Source organism: Actinacidiphila sp. bgisy167 (genome assembly GCF_965342175.1).
Taxonomy (GTDB): domain Bacteria; phylum Actinomycetota; class Actinomycetes; order Streptomycetales; family Streptomycetaceae; genus Actinacidiphila.
On record NZ_CBDRBL010000108.1, the window covers coordinates 1 to 17444 of the forward strand.

A 17444-nucleotide genomic window follows, 5' to 3' on the forward strand; every position below is an offset into this window, starting at 1 on the left:
CCCGCCGGCGTCCGGGCGGCGACCTCCATCGCAGGCACTGCGAGCCCAGGTGCCGGGCACTGCCGAGGTGGAGCTGTTCTCCTCAGATCTGCAGCGCACCCGGCGGACGGCCGAGGAGATCGCCGAGCTGTTCGACGTGGAACCGATCCTGGATCGCAGACTGCGAGAGAAGTCTTACGGAGAGGCGGGGGGAAGGCCGCAGGAGTGGCTGGACCGGCGGTTCATCCCGCCGCCGGCTGTCGGAGAGCGACTGGAACACGACGAGGGCGTGGAGGGTGCTGAGACCAAGGGGGCGTGGGCGCAGCGCATCTATGCGGCCATGGACGAGATCCTGCAGCGCCCATGCGAACACCAGATCGTCGTGACGCACGGTGGCTCCTTGACGTTCGTCGTGGCGTCCTGGACCAGGATGCCGATCGAGGCTGTCGGCTATGCCAGCTTCCGGGCGCCCTTCGGCAGCATCACCACGCTGCACGAGGACGACTTCTTCCACAACCGCCAAGTCGTCAGCCTCGGTGACACTCATCATCTCGCCTCCACCACAGCGGGCTGACCTCTACCGGACCGCCTCGACGGCCCGCAGCCCCTCATGGGCGGCGGGCCGTCCCATGCGCTGACGTCATGTCTCGTGAACATTCTCGATGCCTCTCCTCGCCGGGACGCCTCCCGAACCCGCAGACAGTGGCTGCCGATGGAAGTGAACGCAGCCACGAGGAGGAGCACACCGCTCCAGCTCATCGCGGCGAGGTTCAGCGGCCCGTGCCGACTCCACGCCCACCGGCGGTCGTCGCCGCGCATCGTCATGCCGTCCCCGGACTCTCGGGACGACGATGAAACGGCGACGTCCACCCGGCCGCACCCCGCGGTCCGGTGCGGCGGCGGGGTCGGATCAAGATGGGGTGCGCAGTGTGTCGACCGGTTCCATGCGGGCGGCGCGCAGGGACGGGCAGAGGCCGGCGAGCAGTCCGACGAGGGCGCCGACGGACGCCACGGGCACGGGCGCTCATCTCCGCGTACCGGCGGCTGACGCGAGGGCCGCGCGCGGGCGGCCGCTCGTACGAAACGGAAGGCCGGGCCGTGCACATCAGGTCATGTTCCGGTACCTCCCGTACAACCAAAGCCTTGCCCGACATGTCGTACAGATCAGGGGAAGCAAGAACCGCGATGCAAGGGGGATGGGATTCATGCGTGCGAAACGATACGGGGCGGTGCTGGCCGTCCTGGTGATGGCGGGCACGGGGGTGGCCGCCGCGGCGCCCGCGGTCGCGGCGGCGCCGGCGGCGGTGTGCCCGACGGGCTGGGGGAGCCTTCCCAAGTCGGCGGCGGACGCGGACCTCGGGTCGCTGTCGGGCATCAGGACGGGTACCCACGAATGCTACGACCGCATCGTGCTCGTCGTGCCCAAGGCCGGCACGGCCGCGATCGGTTACACCGTGAGTTACGTCGACACGCTCCACCAGGACGGTTCCGGCGAGGTCATACCCGTCTCCGGCGGAGCGATCATCGAGATCCGGGTGGCCGCGCCCTCGTACGACCCGGAGACCGGCGCCGTGACGTACCCGGGCCGGGCGGGGCAGCCGCTCCCGCACGTCGACCTGACCGGCTACCCGACCTTCCGGGACGCGAGGTTCGCCTCGAGCTTCGAGGGGGACACGCAACTGGGCCTGGGGGTCCGGGCGCGGTTGCCGTTCCGGGTGTTCCAGCTGCCCGACCGCCTGGTGGTCGACGTGGCGCACACCTGGTGAGGCGCTGAAGCCGACCCGGCCGGGCCCGGTGGCGCTTGCCACCGGGCCCGGCCTCAGGCAGCCGCGGCGCCCCGCGGCCTGCACTGTCCGAGCCCTGCCTCAGGCAGCCGCGGCGCCCCACGGCCTGCACTGTCCGGGCCCGGTCGTGGCCGGCCGCGGACCCGTGGAAGCACGATCGCCAGGCGCGTGATGGGCACGTGATGGGACACGGCAGCCGCCGTGTCCCGCCCGCCTCGGAAGGCCCTGCGGCGCTGCGACGGGGCGGCCGACGGGGCGGCCGAGGGGCCGCCGACGGTGCGGTCACGCCCGGCGCAGCGCGGAGCGGCCCGCGTAGCGCGCCGCGTCCCCCAGCTCCTCCTCGATCCGGATCAGCTGGTTGTACTTCGCCGTGCGGTCGGAGCGGGAGAGCGAGCCGGTCTTGATCTGACCGCAGCCGGTCGCCACCGCCAGGTCCGCGATGGTGGTGTCCTCCGTCTCGCCCGAGCGGTGCGACATGACAGCCGTCCAGCCGGCCTCGTGGGCCGCGGCCACCGTGGCCAGCGCCTCGGTCAGGGTCCCGACCTGATTGACCTTGACCAGCACCGAGTTGCCGACACCGGTGCGGATTCCCTCGCGCAGCAGCGTTTCGTCGGTGCAGAAGACGTCGTCGCCGGTGAGCTGGCAGCGATCGCCGACACGGGCGGTCAGCTCGCGCCAGCCGTCCAGGTCGTTCTCCGCCATCGGGTCCTCGATGGACACGACCGGGTAGGCGTCGATGAGTTTGCCCAGGTAGTCGATGTGCTCGGAGGGGGTGCGGCGCACCCCCTCGCCCGCGTAGTCGTACACCCCGTCGCGGAAGAACTCCGACGACGCCGGGTCCATGACCAGGCCGATGTCCGTGCCGGGGCGGTATCCGGTGCGCTCGACGGCGGCCATCACGAAGTCGAGCGCCTCCTCGGCGGTACGCAGCGCGGGCGCGAAACCGCCCTCGTCCCCGACGCCCGTGGAGTGCCCTGCGGCCAGCAGATCGCGACGCAGGGTGTGGAAGACCTCGCTACCCATGCGGACGGCCTCGGCGAAGGTGGCCGCGCCCACGGGCACGATCATGAACTCCTGGAAGTCCAGCGGATTGTCGGCATGGGCGCCGCCGTTGACGATGTTCATCATCGGCAGCGGCAGGAGGTGGGCGTCGGCGCCGCCGAGGTGGCGGTAGAGGGGTCGGCGGTGGGCGGCGGCGGCGGCCTTGGCGGCGGCGAGGGAGACGCCGAGGACCGCGTTGGCGCCGAGTCGGGACTTCGTGGCGGTGCCGTCGAGTGCGACGAGCAGGCCGTCGATTGCCGCCTGGTCCGCCGCGTCCCGGCCGCGCACGGACGCCGCGATCTCGCCGTTCACGTGCGCCACCGCGCGGTCCACGCCCTTGCCGTGCCACCGCGCGGGGTCCTCGTCGCGCAGTTCGACGGCCTCGCGGGAGCCGGTCGAGGCGCCGGAGGGGACGGCGGCGCGCCCCAAGGACCCGTCGGCCAGGAGGACGTCGACCTCGACCGTGGGATTGCCCCGGCTGTCGATGATCCGGCGGGCGGTGACGGTTTCGATGGCGGTGTCGATGGTTCCGACTGCCCTCGCGGTCATGGTCGTTCCTTCCGTTGCGGCGTGCCGTGGCCCCGGCTGCGACGACGTCGGCGCTGAGCCCGGCTCCCAAACTCTACAGCAAAGCTGTTCAGTTCAGCTGTTCAGTCTTGCTGCATATCGAGGGGTCCGGCGTCCCCGGACACCGGGGTAAAGTGCCCTATGCCCACTTCGGAAGCCGCCGCCATCGCCGCCGAACTGCGCACCGCGATGGGGAAACTCAGCCGACGCGTCAAGCACGAGGACCGCATCCCGCAGGGCCAGGTCGCCGTGCTGGGCGCACTCGACCGCAACGGCGCCATGACCACCAGCGACCTCGCCGCCGATCAGCGGGTGCGCCCCCAGTCGATGGCGCGGGCGGTGGCGCTGCTCATGGAGCAGGACCTGATCACGCGCCGGGCGCACCCCACGGACGGACGCAAGTCGCTGGTCGAGTTGTCGGACGCGGGCCGGTCCGCGCTCGAAGCGGAGCGCGGCCGCAGGGCCGGTTGGCTCGCCCAGGCCATCGAGGCGGAACTCACGGACGACGAGCGGGTGTTGCTGGCACGGAGCGCCGCGTTGCTGGAGCGGCTGGCCAGCCGCTAGTGGCAGCCCCGGTGCCCGGACGCGTGTGCCCCGAGTCCGGTGCGGCGTACACGACGAGGACGCTGTCGTACCCGCCCTTGGCCCGGTCGTAGGCCCCGGTGCAGGTGACCAGGGCCAGGCGGTGCGGGCCCTTGCGACTGAAGAGTGCGGCCGGCAGGCTCTGCTGGGCGTAGGTGCGGCGGGCGATGACCACGTAGTGATGGACGTGGCCGCTGGCGGCGGTCACGTCGATGCGGGCGCCGGGTTCGAGCGGGAGCAGCGCGGCGAAGACGCCGACTCCCTCCCGCCGTGTGTCGACATGGCCGGCGATCAGTGTCGTGCCTTCGGCGGCACCCGTGGCCGCGCCCAGCGCCCACCAGCCGCCCACCCGCCCACTGGCCGGCAGTTTCAGGGCGCCGTCGGGTGCTGCCGCCACGGGCACCAAGGGGGCGTGCAGGCCTCCGGGACCGCGGATCTCGACAGGAGGGGACGGTGTCAGACCGTCGGACGTGGCAGCCCTAGGCGCTTGCCGCAGGCTGCCGACGTCCCCGACGGGAGCGGGCCCCGGCAGCAGGGTCCATCCCGTCACCATGGCGGCCACGCCCGCTCCCGTGCCGAGAACGGCCAGGGCGGTCGCGGCGCCGGGAGCGGAGACTCGGATCAACGGCCGGGGGCGGTCCGTCGCCGGATCCGCAGGAGCCAGCCGGTGCCGAGACCCGCCAGGAGTGCGCCACCGGCCAGGGTCACGAGCGCGGCGGTGCCGTCGGAGCGTCCGGCGGCGGCGAGCTGTCCGCCGTCGCCGGCGTGAACGGTACCGGCGGCCATGCCCGCGTGGCAGGTACCGCCCCTGACCATCTCCAGGTGCATCGCCACGACCGGCCGGGCTGCTCGAGCCGCGGCCACGACCTCGGCGTTGGTACCGGTCTTCACTTCCCGGTCGATCAGCGAGAGCGTCTGGGCGTGGCCGGCCTCCGCGATCTTCAGCCACGCGGCGTCGTACGCCGACGAGCCGGCCTTCTCGCGGAGGGAGGCGAGCTCCTGGTTCTGCGTGGCGCTGGGGCCGGTGGGCAGGGCGATGCCCAGCTTCCCCGCCAGTGCCTTCGCGTCCGCGTCCAGTGTGGTGTGGTCGCGGACGAGCACGTCACCGACCTCCTTCACGCAAGCCGTCGTCGCATGCGCCTGCGCGTCCTGCCCGGCCGCGATCTCCGTGAGGTTGCCCTGGTGGACGGTCCGCACAAAAGCAGTGTCCTCGTCACTGACCGACGCGGCCGAGGCCTGCGGTACCGCCATCGTGCTCGTCGCCAGCGCGGCAGCGGCTGTCAGGACCGTGCGTAGACGTATCACTGCGTACTCCCTTCGCCCCAGTCGGAGGGACTGAGGGGGAAATGGAAAGGGAAGGCTGTTTGGCCCTCGCTCCACCATTGAGCGCATACGTCACCCGAGGTCGCACGGGGGCGGCCGCGTTTTCACCGTCTTGGCCCTGGTCGGCCTCGTGGTCTGCGCGCGGTGGGACAGGGCTTGATCGAGTTCCTCGAGTGCCGGGAACCGCACCGGGAAGTCCACGTGCAACCTGACCTGGTACGTGAAGCTGAAGAGCATCGGGAAGAAGTGCGGCGCTCTGAGGTTCGTGTACACCATCGTCCTTCCGCTGTACTACGCCGAGAGGAATCGGAGCTGCGGCCACCTGGAGCCGGGCACCTACGTCTTCCACGGCTCCCGGGGTGTCCCGAACAGGAGGGGAAGACCGGAGTCGGACCGGGGGAAGTGCAGGGCCCTGGGCCAGACCTCACCTGAGACCATACGGGTTGATCACCGCCGGGGGAGAAGTGGGCAACCACTTCTCCTCCGGCTTTCATTGCCATCGGAAGGCAGCGAGGATGTCGAATGTCTCGGACTGGCAGGACCGGATGCTGCGAGCGGTCTGGCGGCACGGGGAGCAGCTTCCCGAGGAGGTACTGACGTGGATGGCCGAGCTGTGCAGCGAGCGTGGGGAAGTTCCGGAATCGGAGTTCTGTGAATCGTGGACCGCGCGGACCTTCTCCATGGCGAGATCGGCCTTCGAGACGGTCGCCAGGTCGGCGGAGCAGGACACCGGGAAAGCGGCCACCGGCGACGACTTCTGCTACATCGACTATGTGCGCGACCCGGACCTGGGACCGGTCGGCGTCGTCCACATCAAGTCGGCGGAGGTCTCCACACCCGATTCGGCAGAGGTTCTGGGTGCTGTGGCGGAAGGAGTGCAGGAATTCGTCATGAGCCACCATCGCGTGCCCTGGCCCGTCTGCGGCGAGCACGACCGCGGTCTGCATGTGGATTACGTCCATGAGACCGCGGTCTGGTCATGCACGGGAGGGACCGCAGAGGGCCACGTGGCAAGAGCGATCGATCCTGCCGTTCAGCTGTAAATCGCGGCGGGGCGACGAGGGCGCCCCGCAAAACCGCGTCACATCACTTGGTGGAGGAGGGCCCGGCCGGGCTTGGGCGAACCTGCGGCATCGCGGACGAGCTCGGCGGGATCGCCTTCCCCTACGCCTGCCTGGCCATCCGCGTCCATCGTCGCCGCCGGCAGACAGGCCGACGCGCGAGAGTCAAGGAGGGCCGCGGCTGAACTGATGAACGGCGGCCGCCTCACCCGCGTTCCGTGACGCCCGGTCCACGGGAGGACGCCGTGTGCACCGGCGTCACCCCACCCGGCGTTGCAGCCCGAGGCCCAGCGGCCCACCCGTGACGCGCCCGGGCTCGGTACGCAGGAATTCCCGTACGCCATTGCGGTGCGGGGATTTCCTCACGTACAGTGAGTGTTTCTGTGTGCGCACAGAAATAGCCCCTCGATGGGGGCTATGAGGAAAAGCATATCCGACAGGGAGCGAATGTGTCAACTCGCGAAAGCGTCGAGCTGCAGAATGAGCAGGAGTACATCGACCGGCTTTACGAGCGGGTCGACACCCTGCGCGGAGTCGTCGCCCAGCGCGTGGACGACGCGCTGGCCCCGGTGGGCACCGGCATGCAGGCTCGCCTGGAACGCGACGTCCTCGTCGCCGAGCGGTCCGGCCTGCTGGCGGCCCTCAACGCCGTGGACGGCTCACTGTGCTTCGGCCGGATCGACCTCCAGGATGGTGCCGCGCACCATATCGGCCGCATCGGCATCCGCGCCGACGACACCGACCACACCCCTGTTCTGATCGACTGGCGCGCACCCGTCGCCCGGCCGTTCTACCTCGCCACCGGACACACCCCCATGGGGCTGCGCCGCCGCCGGCACATCACCACCGAGGGCCGCCGGGTCACCGAACTGCACGACGAGATCCTCGACATCGAGGACGACGACCGCAGCGGCTTCGAGGACCGCACCGGCGACGCCGTGCTGCTGGCCGCCCTCAACTCGGCCCGCACCGGCCGCATGGCCGACATCGTGCGGACCATCCAGGCCGACCAGGACCGCATCATCCGTGCCCCGCACCGCGGCGTCCTCGTCGTCGAGGGCGGCCCCGGCACGGGGAAGACCGCGGTCGCGCTGCACCGGGCGGCCTTCCTGCTGTACGAGCACCGCGAGGTGCTGGCCAAGCGCGCGGTCCTGATCGTCGGTCCCAACCCGGCCTTCCTGCGCTACATCGGCGAGGTGCTGCCCGCCCTCGGCGAGACCGGCGTCCTGCTCGCCACGCAGGCCGAACTCTTCCCCGGCGTCCACGCCCGCGGCACCGACACCCCCCGCGCGGCGGCCGTCAAGGGGGCCGCGGAGATGGCCGAGACGCTCGCCCTCGCCGTCCAAGGCCGCCAGGCGCTGCCCGAGCCCGGCGCGCCGATCGTCATCCCGCACGACGACGGAGACCTCGTCCTGGACTGGGAGATCGCCTACCAGGCGCGCGAGGCCGCCCGCGAGACGCGCCTGCCGCACAACCTCGCCCGGCCGTACTTCGCGTTCCACGTCATCGACGCTCTCACCCGGCAACTCGCGGACCGCATCGGCGCGGACCCGTACGGCGGCCCCAACTTCCTCGGCCCGGACGACCTCGCGCAGCTCGGCAAGGGCGTGGCCGCCAGCGAGGACGTGCGGGCGGCCGTCGCGGAGCTGTGGCCGCTGCTCAGCCCGCAGCAGTTCCTCGCCGACTACCTGGCCGACCCTGTGTACCTGCCCGACGCGGACGCCGAGGCGATCCGCCGGGCTCCCGGCAGCGGCGAGTGGACCCCGGCGGACGTGCCGCTGCTCGACGAGGCGGCCGAACTGCTCGGATACGACGACAGCGCCGCCCGGGCCGCCGCCGAGGCCGAGCGCCAGGAGCAGATCGCCTACGCGCAGGGCGTCCTGGAGGTGTCCCGCGGTTCGGAGTCCTTCGAGTTCGAGGACGCCGAGTCCGAGGTCCTGGCCGCCCACGACATCATCGACGCCGAGCGGATGGCCGACCGGCAGGAGGAGGCCGACCACCGCAGCGCTGCCGAGCGGGCCGCCGCCGACCGGACCTGGGCGTTCGGGCACATCATCGTCGACGAGGCGCAGGAGCTGTCGCCGATGGCCTGGCGCCTGCTGATGCGCCGCTCCCCGACCCGCTCGCTGACCCTGGTCGGCGATCCGGCGCAGACCTCCGAGGAGGCGGGCGTCGGATCCTGGGAGAGGATCCTCGAGCCGTATGTGGGGGACCGCTTCGAGCATGTGCGGCTGGGCGTCAACTACCGGACCCCGGCGGAGATCATGGACCTGGCCGCACGGGTCGTGCGGGCCGAGGACCCTGCCTTTGAGCCGCCCCGCTCGGTGCGCTCCACGGGCGAGAAGCCGTGGGCGCGGCACGCCGGCGCGGATCTGGCGGGGGAGGTGGCGCGGGCCGTCGCGGAGCTGACCCCCGAGGAGGGGCGTCTGGCGGTGATCGCGCCGCGCGCCCTGCACGAGGAGATCGCCGCCCTGCTGGACGGTGTCACGGCCGGTGCCGAGCCCGACCTCACCCGGCCCGTCGTGCTGCTCGGTCCGCGTGAGGCCAAGGGGCTCGAGTTCGACCACGTCCTGGTCGTGGAGCCCGCGGCGTTCGGGAGCAGCGACCTGTACGTGGCGCTGACCCGCGCCACCCAGCGCCTGGGCATCGTCCACCGCGAGGATCTGCCCGAGTCGTTGCGCTGACCGCACCCGCACCCGCCGCCCGCCCCCGGCCCGTGCGGGCCGGGGTGAGACGGTTAGTAGTAGTGCTTGGCCTGCCAGAAGGACCAGGCCCCGCAGGGGCTGCCGTAGCGGCCGTTCATGTACTTCAGGCCCCACTTGATCTGGGTGCCGGGGTTGGTGCGCCAGTCGGCTCCGACGGAGGCCATCTTGGAACCCGGCAGGGCCTGGACGAGGCCGTAGGCGCCGGAGGAGGGGTTCGCCGCGGTGAAGTTCCAGCCGCTCTCACGGGCGACGATGCCGGCGAAGCACTGGTATTGCGATGCGTCACCGATGATGGCCTGCGCCATGGCCTGGATCTCCGCGACGGAGTACGAGGCCTTCACGATGAGTGCGGCGCGGGCGGCTTCCTCGGCCTTGCGATCGGCCTCGGCCTTGGCCTGCGCTTCCTTGCGGGCGGTGGCGTCCCTGGCGGCCTGCTTCCGCGCGGCCTGCTCGGCGGCCTTCCGGGCGCCCGCGTCGGCCGCGTCGGTCTGCGCGCGCACCTGCTCGGTCAGGGAGGCCTGCTGGACGCGCTGGCCCTCGGGCAGGTCCGCCAGCACGGTGGTCGAGTCGGCGGCGGGCTGCGCGCTCGCCTGACTGCTCGAGGCGACACCGACGACGGCGCCCACGGAGGTGACCGCCGTGGCCGAGGCCACCGCGATCCCCCGGACCGAGATCCGGCTCACATGCTTCCTTCCAGCGTGGCCCGTTCGGTCATCTCCCGGACCCGACCGATCCCTGCCCCTGGGTGGGGACGCCGCCAGTGAACACCGCCGACTCCCGTTCCCGCGAGCCCCTATGTGCCGGTGTGCCGAGGGCAGGCCTGACTGGAGCGACAGCCTGCCCGAGGGAAGGGCCCAAGGCAACTCCCCCGACACGTTTCCCGCACGCGCAGCACCGGCCCCCGTGGCCTCGCCGTACCGGCGCTGACAGCCGGCGGCCGTCAGTGGCCCGCGAGTTCGCCGGTGAGCCTGCCGTGGAGGACGGCGCTGGGCTGGTTGAGGCCGGTGATCTCGACCGTCTTCCCGCGCTGGGCGTACTTCGTCTCGACGGCGTCCAGCGCGGCCACGGAGGACGCGTCCCAGATGTGCGCGGCGGACAGGTCGATGACGACCCTGTCCGGGTCGGTGGCGTAGTGGAACCGGCCGACCAGGTCGTTCGAGGAGGCGAAGAAGAGCTCACCGGTCACGGAGTAGACGACGGTCGTGCCGTCGGGGTCGACGACGGCGGTGACGTCCGCGAGGTGGGCCACCCGCCGGGCGAAGACGACCATGGCGGTCAGCGAGCCGACGACGACGCCGATCGCCAGGTTGGAGGTGGCGACCACCACCGCGACCGTGACGGCCATGACGGCGATCTCCCCGGCGGGCATCCGCCGCAGCGTCCTCGGCGCCACGGAGTGCCAGTCGAAGGTCGCGAAGGAGACCATCACCATCACCGCCACCAGAGCCGCCATGGGGATGTCGGAGACGACCGGGCCGAAGACGATGCACAGCACCATCAGGAACGCGCCGGCGAGGAAGGTGGACAGCCGGGTGCGGGCGCCGGAGACCTTCACGTTGATCATCGTTTGGCCGATCATGGCGCAGCCGCCCATGCCGCCGAAGAAGCCCGTGATGATGTTGGCGATGCCCTGGCCGACGGACTCGCGGGTCTTGGAGGAGCGGGTGTCGGTGATGTCGTCCACGAGCTTGGCCGTCATCAGCGACTCCATCAGGCCGACCAGCGCCATCGCCAGCGCGTAGGGGGCGATGGTGGTGAGGGTGTCCATGGTGAAGGGCACGTCGGGCAGACCGGGGACCGGCAGCGAGGACGGCAGGGCGCCCTTGTCGCCCACGGTCGGCACGGCGATCCCGGCGGCGACCGTGACGACGGTGAGGACCACGATGGAGACCAGCGGGGCCGGGACGACCTTGGTGACCTTCGGGAAGAACACCATGAGGGCGAGGCCCGCCGCGATGAGCGGGTAGACCGCCCACGGCACGTCGTGCATCTCCGGGACCTGGGCCATGAAGATCAGGATGGCGAGTGCGTTGACGAAGCCGACCATCACCGAGCGCGGCACGAAGCGCATGAGCTTCGCGACCCCGAGCGCGCCCAGCACGATCTGGAAGACGCCGGCGAGGATGACGGCGGCACAGAGGTAGCCCAGCCCGTGCTCGCGGTTGAGCGGACCGATGACCAGGGCCACGGCCCCGGTCGCGGCCGAGATCATGGCGCGGCGTCCCCCGACGACGGAGATGGTCACCGCCATGGTGAAGCAGGCGAACAGGCCGATCGCCGGGTCGACGCCGGCGATGATCGAGAACGAGATGGCCTCGGGGATCAGCGCGAGGGCGACCACCAGCCCGGCCAGCACCTCGGTGCGCCACACCTTCGGATCGGAGAGCCAGTCAGGACGCAGGGCGCGCAGCCGTGCGGCGGCGGAGGGCGCGGCGGAGGTGTCGGCGGAATCGGCGGAATCGGCGGAAGGGCGCAAGGGAAGCGGAACCTGTCGTGCTCGGGCACGCCCCGTGGACGGCGGGGGAGTGCGGTGACGGGGTGGGGGACCGGGTCGGCGCCCGTGCGGGCGGCCGGGAGGGCGTACGACTTCACGCGGTGCGCCGGGCCCGCGTCACCGGACCGTCCAGGCCGACGGCCGGCGGCGGCGCTCGCACTGCGGTGGGAATCGCCGGCGGGGGCGTCCTCGGGCCCGACACGGCAGTGTGCGGACCCATCTGGCTCGCCCCGGGGAACTCTACCCTAACGTTAGGGTAAGGATCGGTGCGGGGCGCAAGGGGCGCGGCGCCGGCGGGACGGACAAGGGGCGGGGCGACGGACGTGGACGACGGCAGGCACATGCAGATCGGCGAGGTCGCCGCGCGCACCGAGCTGTCCCTGCGCACCATCCGGCACTACGAGGAGACCGGCCTGGTCGTGCCGTCGGCCCGCTCCCGCGGTGGGTTCCGCCTCTACACCGAGGCCGACGTCGCCCGGCTGATGGTGATCCGCCGCATGAAGCCGCTCGGCTTCACCCTGGACCAGATGCGCGACCTGCTCCAGGCGATCGACCGCCTCGACGCCGCGGACCCGCCCGGCGGTGAGGAGCGCGAGGCGCTGCTGGACCGGGTGCGCGCCTATGAGCAGGAGGCGGTGCGCAAGATCGCGGAGCTGCGCGTGCAGTTGTCCCGCGCCGAGGACTTCGCCAGCACCCTCCGCGCCCGCCTGGACCCCGGCCGGCCCTGAGTTCGGGGAAAACGGCTCCGGCAGGCTTCGACCACCCCCGGCGATGGGCACCTACCCGCCAGGGAAGTCGGGGGGAGGCGCCATGGACGACCGGGCGGCGGTACGGCTGGAACCGCACGAGATCGCGATGCTGCGCGGCGGCCCGAGAGCCGCGGTGACGGTCGCCGTGGTGGCACTGCACCTGCGCGGCGCCGTGGACTCCGGCAGGCCGGGCACCCTGCGCCGGGAGCCCCGCCCGGAGCAGGGGGACGTGCCGCCCCACCGCCATCCGCTGGAGAAGGCGGTACGCGTCGGGCTGTACCGCCCGGCGGGGATCAGGGAACTGCTCGGCCGCGCGGTCGTGCGCAGGGCTTTGTCCCGGATGAGGGCCGAACTGGCCGGTGCGGGGCTGCTGCGCCTGGTGCGCGTCAGTCCCACCCGGGCTGCCCGCCGGTACCTCGCGGACCTGCGGCGGACCACGCCGATGCCGCGGGACCGCGCCGGGCTCGCCGAGCGGGAGATCCTGCTCGCCGTGGCCCTCTACGGCGCCCCCGCGTTGACCGTGCTCGTCCCGGCCTTCACCGGGGAGGCGGGTCTGGCCGGCCGTGGAGGGGTGGCGGACGAAGGCCTGTTCCCCTTCGGCCGCCAGGACTTCGGGCGCCGTCGCGCCGACCACCCCCACGACGGCACGGACCACGCAGAGCATGCCGGTGACGGCTTCGGTGGCTTCGGCGGCAGCTTCGACTTCGGCGGCGGTGGCGGCGGGGGCTCGGACTGACGGCGCCGACGTGCCGTCCGGCCGGCGGGGCGGCGCACGGCAAGGGCCGTGTCCCGCGTCGGTGCGTGCTGGCAGGCCGTCGCACGAAAGTCACCGGTCCAACAAGTGACGAATGGTAGGTCACCCTTTAGACTGGTGATGTGGACCATGCCTTTCCCTGCGGGACACTCGCCCTCGACTTCGTGGGCACGCTGCACGGACGACGCGACGCGGCGCCCGAGGAAACGCTCACCTCGCCCGGGTTTCTCGACTCCTGGTTCGTCGAGTCCCGCATGCTCGACCGTGCGCCCGGCGCCGGCGCGTCGGACCTCACGGCCGCCCGGGAACTGCGGGAGGCGATCCACGCCCTGGTCCAGGCGCGGCTCGATGGCGCGCCGCTGCCCGCCGACGCCGTCGCACGGCTGAACGGCCACGCGGCACAGGCCACCGTCGTGACGCAGCTCGCCGAGGGCGGCAGGAGCAGCCGGTCCGGTTCGGTGGCACAGGGGCTCGCCGCCCTCGCCCGCGAGGCAGTCGAGATCGTCGGCGGCGACGAGGCGGTCCTGCTGCGCGAGTGCGCCCGCCCCGGGTGCACCCAGGTCTACCTCGACCGCTCCCGCGGCCGCCGGCGCGAATGGTGCGCGATGCGGACCTGCGGCAACCGCGTCAAGGCCGCCGCCTTCCGCGCCCGCCGCCGCACCGCGGGCGCCTGAGGCCGCGTCTCTGCGGCATGAGGCCGTACCAGGTCCCGGGGGCGCCACACCGGACGGGCGTCCGCCTCAGAAGCCGACGAGCAGGTGACGCGGCCCGCGCAGCATGGCGTTGCGGCGGTAGGGCGGCGGGTCCTGCACCAGGGCCGCCGTGCCGAGGCCGGAAAGCAGCGCGCCGAGTGCCGTCTGCGCCTCGATGCGGGCGAGCGGCGCGCCATAGCAGAGGTGGACGCCGCTGCCGAAGCCGAGGTGCGCGTTGTCCTTGCGGGCGGGGTCGAACCGATCGGGGTCCTGGAACCGCGCGGGGTCCCGGTTGCCCGAGGCGAGCGCCAGGATCACGGAGGTCCCTTCCGGGACGACCGTGCCCGCGATCTCCACGTCGGCGAGGGGGACGCGCTCACGCAGGTGCACCGGCGGCTCGTAGCGCAGCAGTTCCTCCACCGTCTGCGGCAGCAGTCCCGGTTCGCGCCGCAGCCGTTCCAGCTCGCCGGGGTGGCGCAGCAGGGTGAGGACGCCGTTGGCGATGAGGTTGACCGTGGTCTCGTGGCCCGCGACGAGGAGCAGCACCGCGGTCACCGCCAGTTCCTCGCCGGTCAGCCGCAGCTGCGGGTCCGGTTCGTTGACGAAGTCCGAGAGCAGGTCGCCGGTGGGCCGGCCGCGTCGCCGCTCCGCCAGATCGAGCAGGTAAGCCCCCATCTCCTGCTGGGCCGCGCGGCCCGTCTCGACGCGCTCGGCGCTGTCCTCGCCGGGGCTGATGTCGGCGGAGGCGATGAGCAGGTCGGTCCAGGCCCGGAACCGGGGCTCGTCCTCGCCCGGGACACCCAGCAGCCGGCAGATGACCGTGACCGGCAGCGGATAGGCCAGGTCGTCGACGATGTCGACGTGGTCGCGGCCCCGGAGCCCCTCCACCAGTTCCCCGGTGATCCGGGTGATCTCGCCCCTCATGGCGTCGACCCGGTGGGGACTGTGGGGAGGGCCGAAGGGCCGCATGGCGAGTGTGCGCAGCCTGTCGTGCTCGGGGTCGTCCAGCCGCAGGAACGGCAGGTGCCGCGTCTCCGGCAGGGGCGGGGGAGGCGGAATCGTGCGGTTGCGCGGGTCCGCGCTGAACCGCGGATCGTGGAGCACGCCCACGATCTCGTGGTACGTGCCGACCAGGTAGCTCCCGTCCGCCTGCCGCACCACGGGCCCGGCATCCCGGAGCTCCGCGTACAGGGGGTACGGGTCGGGGCGGCTGGCGTAGTCGGTGATCCGTTCCAGCAGGGTCTCGGCGGTCATGCGCGGTGGCTCCTCGTGGATGGGCGGGGCGGGTCACCCGGCGGGGCTCGCCAGGACCGGGCGCCGGTCCGGCAGGCACCCGGTGAGCGCGGCGGTGGGACCGCTCGAGAGCCTGCCCGGTTCCGGCACGACGGAGGGGATCGGGAGCTCGGCTGCCGCATGCCGGTCCGCCGCCCCCGCCGGGGCGGGAGGGGCGGCGGGCGTCATGTGCCCCTCGTACCGGGTGACAGGCGGCGGTCTCGATGAGGCGCTCGGCGTACTCGGACGACGTGGCCATGGCGACCGCGAACCGCTGCGCTCCCCGGCCGCGGCACCGTGGACCGTCACCGGACGGCGTTCCTCCAGCGCGCCCTCTCGTGGACCTGTGGTGTCCCTCCATTGGTAAGCCCCGCGCGGGCGGGGCGCTCGCCCGGCTACTCCGCCAGGATGCGGCCCGGCCGCGGCGGGGCCAGGCTGAACCGGTGCCATGTCGAGTGATCGTCTACCCGCCGTCGGGCAGCGGCGGCCGCCGTGTGCGGTGCGACGGCAGGATCCTCGGTCTCGCCCACGGCCCCCGCGACGTCCTCGCGCTCGTCCGCCGCGCCGGGCTCCGGATCCGCCTGGGCGACCTGTACGACAGCGACCTCGTGGAGTGGCGCGGGGCCGGGCCGACGACCTGGTGACGTACGAGTTCGTGCGGCGGCGTGGGGCATGCGGGGGACGGGGCGCGGGCGCCATGACGCCCACGACCAAGGCCTGCTCCGCCGAGGCGATCGCGCGTTCCGGCACGCACCACTCGTCCGGCCGCCCGGCGAGGCGGGTCGCCGGGTGGCGCCTCGGCCGAGCCGACGGGCAGCGGCGCACCGGCCCAGGCAGGCCACCGCAGCGCCTCGGCCGCCGGGATCTCCACCGTGATCCGCACCGTGATCCGTACCGAGCGGTCGCTCGGGGGCCCGGGCGGCGAACCCGTGCTAGGAGCGGCCGTCAGGCGCGCGGTCCCCGCGCTCTCCGGTGTGTCGGCCACTCCGGGCAGGTCGCCCTGATCTCCCGCCCGCCAGGATCAGCGGTCACTGCGCGGGCCGCGTGCAAGGGAGGGGCAGCGTGCGACGACCTGCCGGCGGGTCACCGCCCCGGCTCCCATCGGGATGTGACGGCCGGTCGGTGGTGACCGGCGGAGCGGCGAGGCGGCTGTTACCGCTTGGTCATGCGTTGGGCCAGGGCCCATGACGCGGGGGCGGCATGGTGATCACCGACGTGCCGCACTGTGCGAGGCGTCGCGTGATGTTCGCGTTCGAAGGGCACGATATGTTCGCTCTGGTCTTCGGAGGGCACATGGTGTACCTCCTCTTCGTCACGCTTGTCTCGGCGGCCGTGCTGGGAGTCGTCTCCGCCGTCCTGCGCGGACGCTCCGACCGGCCCTGGGCCTACGCGGCCTGGGCGGCCACGACGACGGCCGCCCTGTTCCTGACGCTCTGGCTGAGACCGACCGGCACGGGCGGGGTGAGGTGCACGGTGAGCAAGGACGTACTGGAGGCGTTCGGGACGACCCAGGGCCTGATGAACGTCGCCCTGTTCGTGCCGATCGGCTATTTCGGCGTCCGCGCGGCCCGGCGGCCGCTGCCGCCGCTGCTGCTGTCCGTCCTGCTGGCGAGCGGGATCGAGACCGTCCAGGCCTGCCTTCCCGTCATCGGCCGCTACTGCGACACCAGCGACTTCGTGACCAACGTCGTGGGCGCCGCCGCGGGCACGGGCCTCGGGCTTCTCTCCCTCCGCCTCGCCGGTGCGCGGCCGGCGCCCTGGCCGGCGCGTCACCGCGGGGTCCTGGCGGTGACCGGGGCGGGATTCCTCGCCGTGGCCTGCGCGCTGGCGGGCGTGGTCGACCTGCGCGTCGTCGACCACGCCGAGCCCAGCAGACCGGCGTCCGCGCAGCAGCGGGCGCTGATCGAGCGGGCCGTGCGTACGGCGCTGGGTGACGACGTCGCCATCACCGACGTGTCGGACAACACGCCGTGCGGCGTGGAGGGCGTGAACGAGGAGGTCTGGGCCACCTTGGAACCACGCGGGGTCGCCTATGTGAACTGGCCCGACGCGGACCGGTTCACCGTCGATGTGTCCTTCGGACCGCCGCAGGCCGCGCCGTCGGCGCTCGGGAGGGCCATTCCCGGGGCCGCGGGGGCCGTCCGCGACGAGGCGGACGCGAAGCGGACGGCCGGCCGGTACGTGTCCGCGCACTATCCCACCGCCGACACGAAGCGGCCCGCGGTGGAGCCCGCCGACGGCCCGGGCGAGACCTGGAGCGTCACATACCCCTACCGTGACGGCAGTCTGCCGGCCGTGACGTCGCTGAGGGTGAGGGTGAACTCCGCAGGGCGCCTCCTCGGCGTCGCTCTCGCCGGGTCGGCCGACGAGGGCCCGAAGGCCGTGGAAACCTGCGCCTGACGACGCTCGTCCGCGTGCGTCGATTCGGAGCAGGGTGAGGT

Annotated in this window: 17 protein-coding genes; 10 read left to right on the plus strand and 7 right to left on the minus strand. The window is 72.7% G+C overall.

Annotated elements, in window-relative coordinates:
• Both ACRWND_RS27880 and ACRWND_RS27885 read left to right on the plus strand, forming a co-directional pair.
• On the plus strand, positions 1-553 hold a 553-nt coding region (locus ACRWND_RS27880; RefSeq protein ID WP_431954219.1), incomplete at its 5' end, for a histidine phosphatase family protein.
• A 631-nt stretch (positions 554-1184) separates the two neighbouring features.
• Positions 1185-1745, plus strand: coding sequence for an AMIN-like domain-containing (lipo)protein (locus ACRWND_RS27885; RefSeq protein WP_431954221.1), 561 nt, complete (start codon positions 1185-1187; stop codon positions 1743-1745).
• A gap of 300 nt (positions 1746-2045) precedes the next feature.
• On the opposite strand, the gene eno is transcribed toward ACRWND_RS27885, so the two are convergent.
• Positions 2046-3353 (minus strand): phosphopyruvate hydratase, encoded by a 1308-nt coding sequence (eno, locus tag ACRWND_RS27890; protein WP_431954223.1) that lies wholly within the window; start codon positions 3351-3353, stop codon positions 2046-2048.
• A gap of 159 nt (positions 3354-3512) precedes the next feature.
• Here eno and ACRWND_RS27895 point away from each other — a divergent pair, with 159 nt between their 5' ends.
• Positions 3513-3935, plus strand: coding sequence for a MarR family winged helix-turn-helix transcriptional regulator (locus tag ACRWND_RS27895; protein WP_431954225.1), 423 nt, complete (start codon positions 3513-3515; stop codon positions 3933-3935).
• Here ACRWND_RS27895 and ACRWND_RS27900 read toward each other — a convergent pair.
• The 3 genes from ACRWND_RS27900 to ACRWND_RS27910 all read right to left on the minus strand — a co-directional run bounded on the left by ACRWND_RS27900 (position 3868) and on the right by ACRWND_RS27910 (position 5552).
• Positions 3868-4578, minus strand: a complete 711-nt coding sequence (locus ACRWND_RS27900; protein WP_431954227.1) for a class F sortase — start codon at positions 4576-4578, stop codon at positions 3868-3870. The two genes, ACRWND_RS27895 and ACRWND_RS27900, sit on opposite strands and share 68 nt — an antisense overlap.
• Positions 4575-5258 carry a DUF4142 domain-containing protein gene (locus ACRWND_RS27905; RefSeq protein WP_431954229.1) on the minus strand — a complete coding sequence of 228 codons (684 nt, stop codon included), beginning with the start codon at positions 5256-5258 and terminating at the stop codon, positions 4575-4577. Before ACRWND_RS27905 ends, ACRWND_RS27900 begins: the two co-directional genes overlap by 4 nt.
• A 90-nt stretch (positions 5259-5348) precedes the next feature.
• On the minus strand, positions 5349-5552 hold the full coding sequence (locus ACRWND_RS27910; RefSeq protein ID WP_431954231.1) for a hypothetical protein: 204 nt from the start codon (positions 5550-5552) through the stop codon (positions 5349-5351).
• 239 nt (positions 5553-5791) lie between these two features.
• Between ACRWND_RS27910 and ACRWND_RS27915 the strand changes: the two genes are divergently transcribed.
• Positions 5792-6319, plus strand: a complete 528-nt coding sequence (locus tag ACRWND_RS27915) for a hypothetical protein (RefSeq protein WP_431954233.1) — start codon at positions 5792-5794, stop codon at positions 6317-6319.
• A 491-nt stretch (positions 6320-6810) separates the two neighbouring features.
• Complete coding sequence (locus ACRWND_RS27920; protein ID WP_431954249.1) at positions 6811-9021, plus strand: HelD family protein; 2211 nt, start codon at positions 6811-6813, stop codon at positions 9019-9021.
• A 53-nt stretch (positions 9022-9074) separates the two neighbouring features.
• Here the strand turns inward: ACRWND_RS27920 and ACRWND_RS27925 are convergent, their stop codons facing one another.
• Positions 9075-9725 (minus strand): transglycosylase SLT domain-containing protein, encoded by a 651-nt coding sequence (locus ACRWND_RS27925; RefSeq protein WP_431954235.1) that lies wholly within the window; start codon positions 9723-9725, stop codon positions 9075-9077.
• Between the two features lie 257 nt (positions 9726-9982).
• Complete coding sequence (locus ACRWND_RS27930) at positions 9983-11518, minus strand: SulP family inorganic anion transporter (protein ID WP_431954237.1); 1536 nt, start codon at positions 11516-11518, stop codon at positions 9983-9985.
• 359 nt (positions 11519-11877) lie between these two features.
• On the opposite strand from ACRWND_RS27930, the gene ACRWND_RS27935 reads away from it, so the two are divergent.
• The 3 genes from ACRWND_RS27935 to ACRWND_RS27945 all read left to right on the plus strand — a co-directional run bounded on the left by ACRWND_RS27935 (position 11878) and on the right by ACRWND_RS27945 (position 13713).
• Positions 11878-12264, plus strand: coding sequence for a MerR family transcriptional regulator (locus ACRWND_RS27935; RefSeq protein ID WP_431954251.1), 387 nt, complete (start codon positions 11878-11880; stop codon positions 12262-12264).
• Between the two features lie 82 nt (positions 12265-12346).
• Positions 12347-13021 (plus strand): TIGR04222 domain-containing membrane protein, encoded by a 675-nt coding sequence (locus ACRWND_RS27940; protein ID WP_431954239.1) that lies wholly within the window; start codon positions 12347-12349, stop codon positions 13019-13021.
• Positions 13022-13161: 140 nt separating this feature from the next.
• Complete coding sequence (locus ACRWND_RS27945) at positions 13162-13713, plus strand: CGNR zinc finger domain-containing protein (RefSeq protein WP_431954241.1); 552 nt, start codon at positions 13162-13164, stop codon at positions 13711-13713.
• 66 nt (positions 13714-13779) lie between these two features.
• Here the strand turns inward: ACRWND_RS27945 and ACRWND_RS27950 are convergent, their stop codons facing one another.
• Positions 13780-14985: a cytochrome P450 gene (locus ACRWND_RS27950; RefSeq protein WP_431954243.1), complete on the minus strand. Its 1206-nt coding sequence runs from the start codon at positions 14983-14985 to the stop codon at positions 13780-13782.
• Positions 14986-15446: 461 nt separating this feature from the next.
• On the opposite strand from ACRWND_RS27950, the gene ACRWND_RS27955 reads away from it, so the two are divergent.
• Together ACRWND_RS27955 and ACRWND_RS27960 are read left to right on the plus strand one after the other, a co-directional pair.
• Positions 15447-15647, plus strand: coding sequence for a hypothetical protein (locus ACRWND_RS27955; protein WP_431954245.1), 201 nt, complete (start codon positions 15447-15449; stop codon positions 15645-15647).
• A 598-nt stretch (positions 15648-16245) separates the two neighbouring features.
• Positions 16246-17403 (plus strand): VanZ family protein, encoded by a 1158-nt coding sequence (locus ACRWND_RS27960; protein WP_431954247.1) that lies wholly within the window; start codon positions 16246-16248, stop codon positions 17401-17403.
• The last annotated feature ends 41 nt before the right edge of the window (positions 17404-17444 follow it).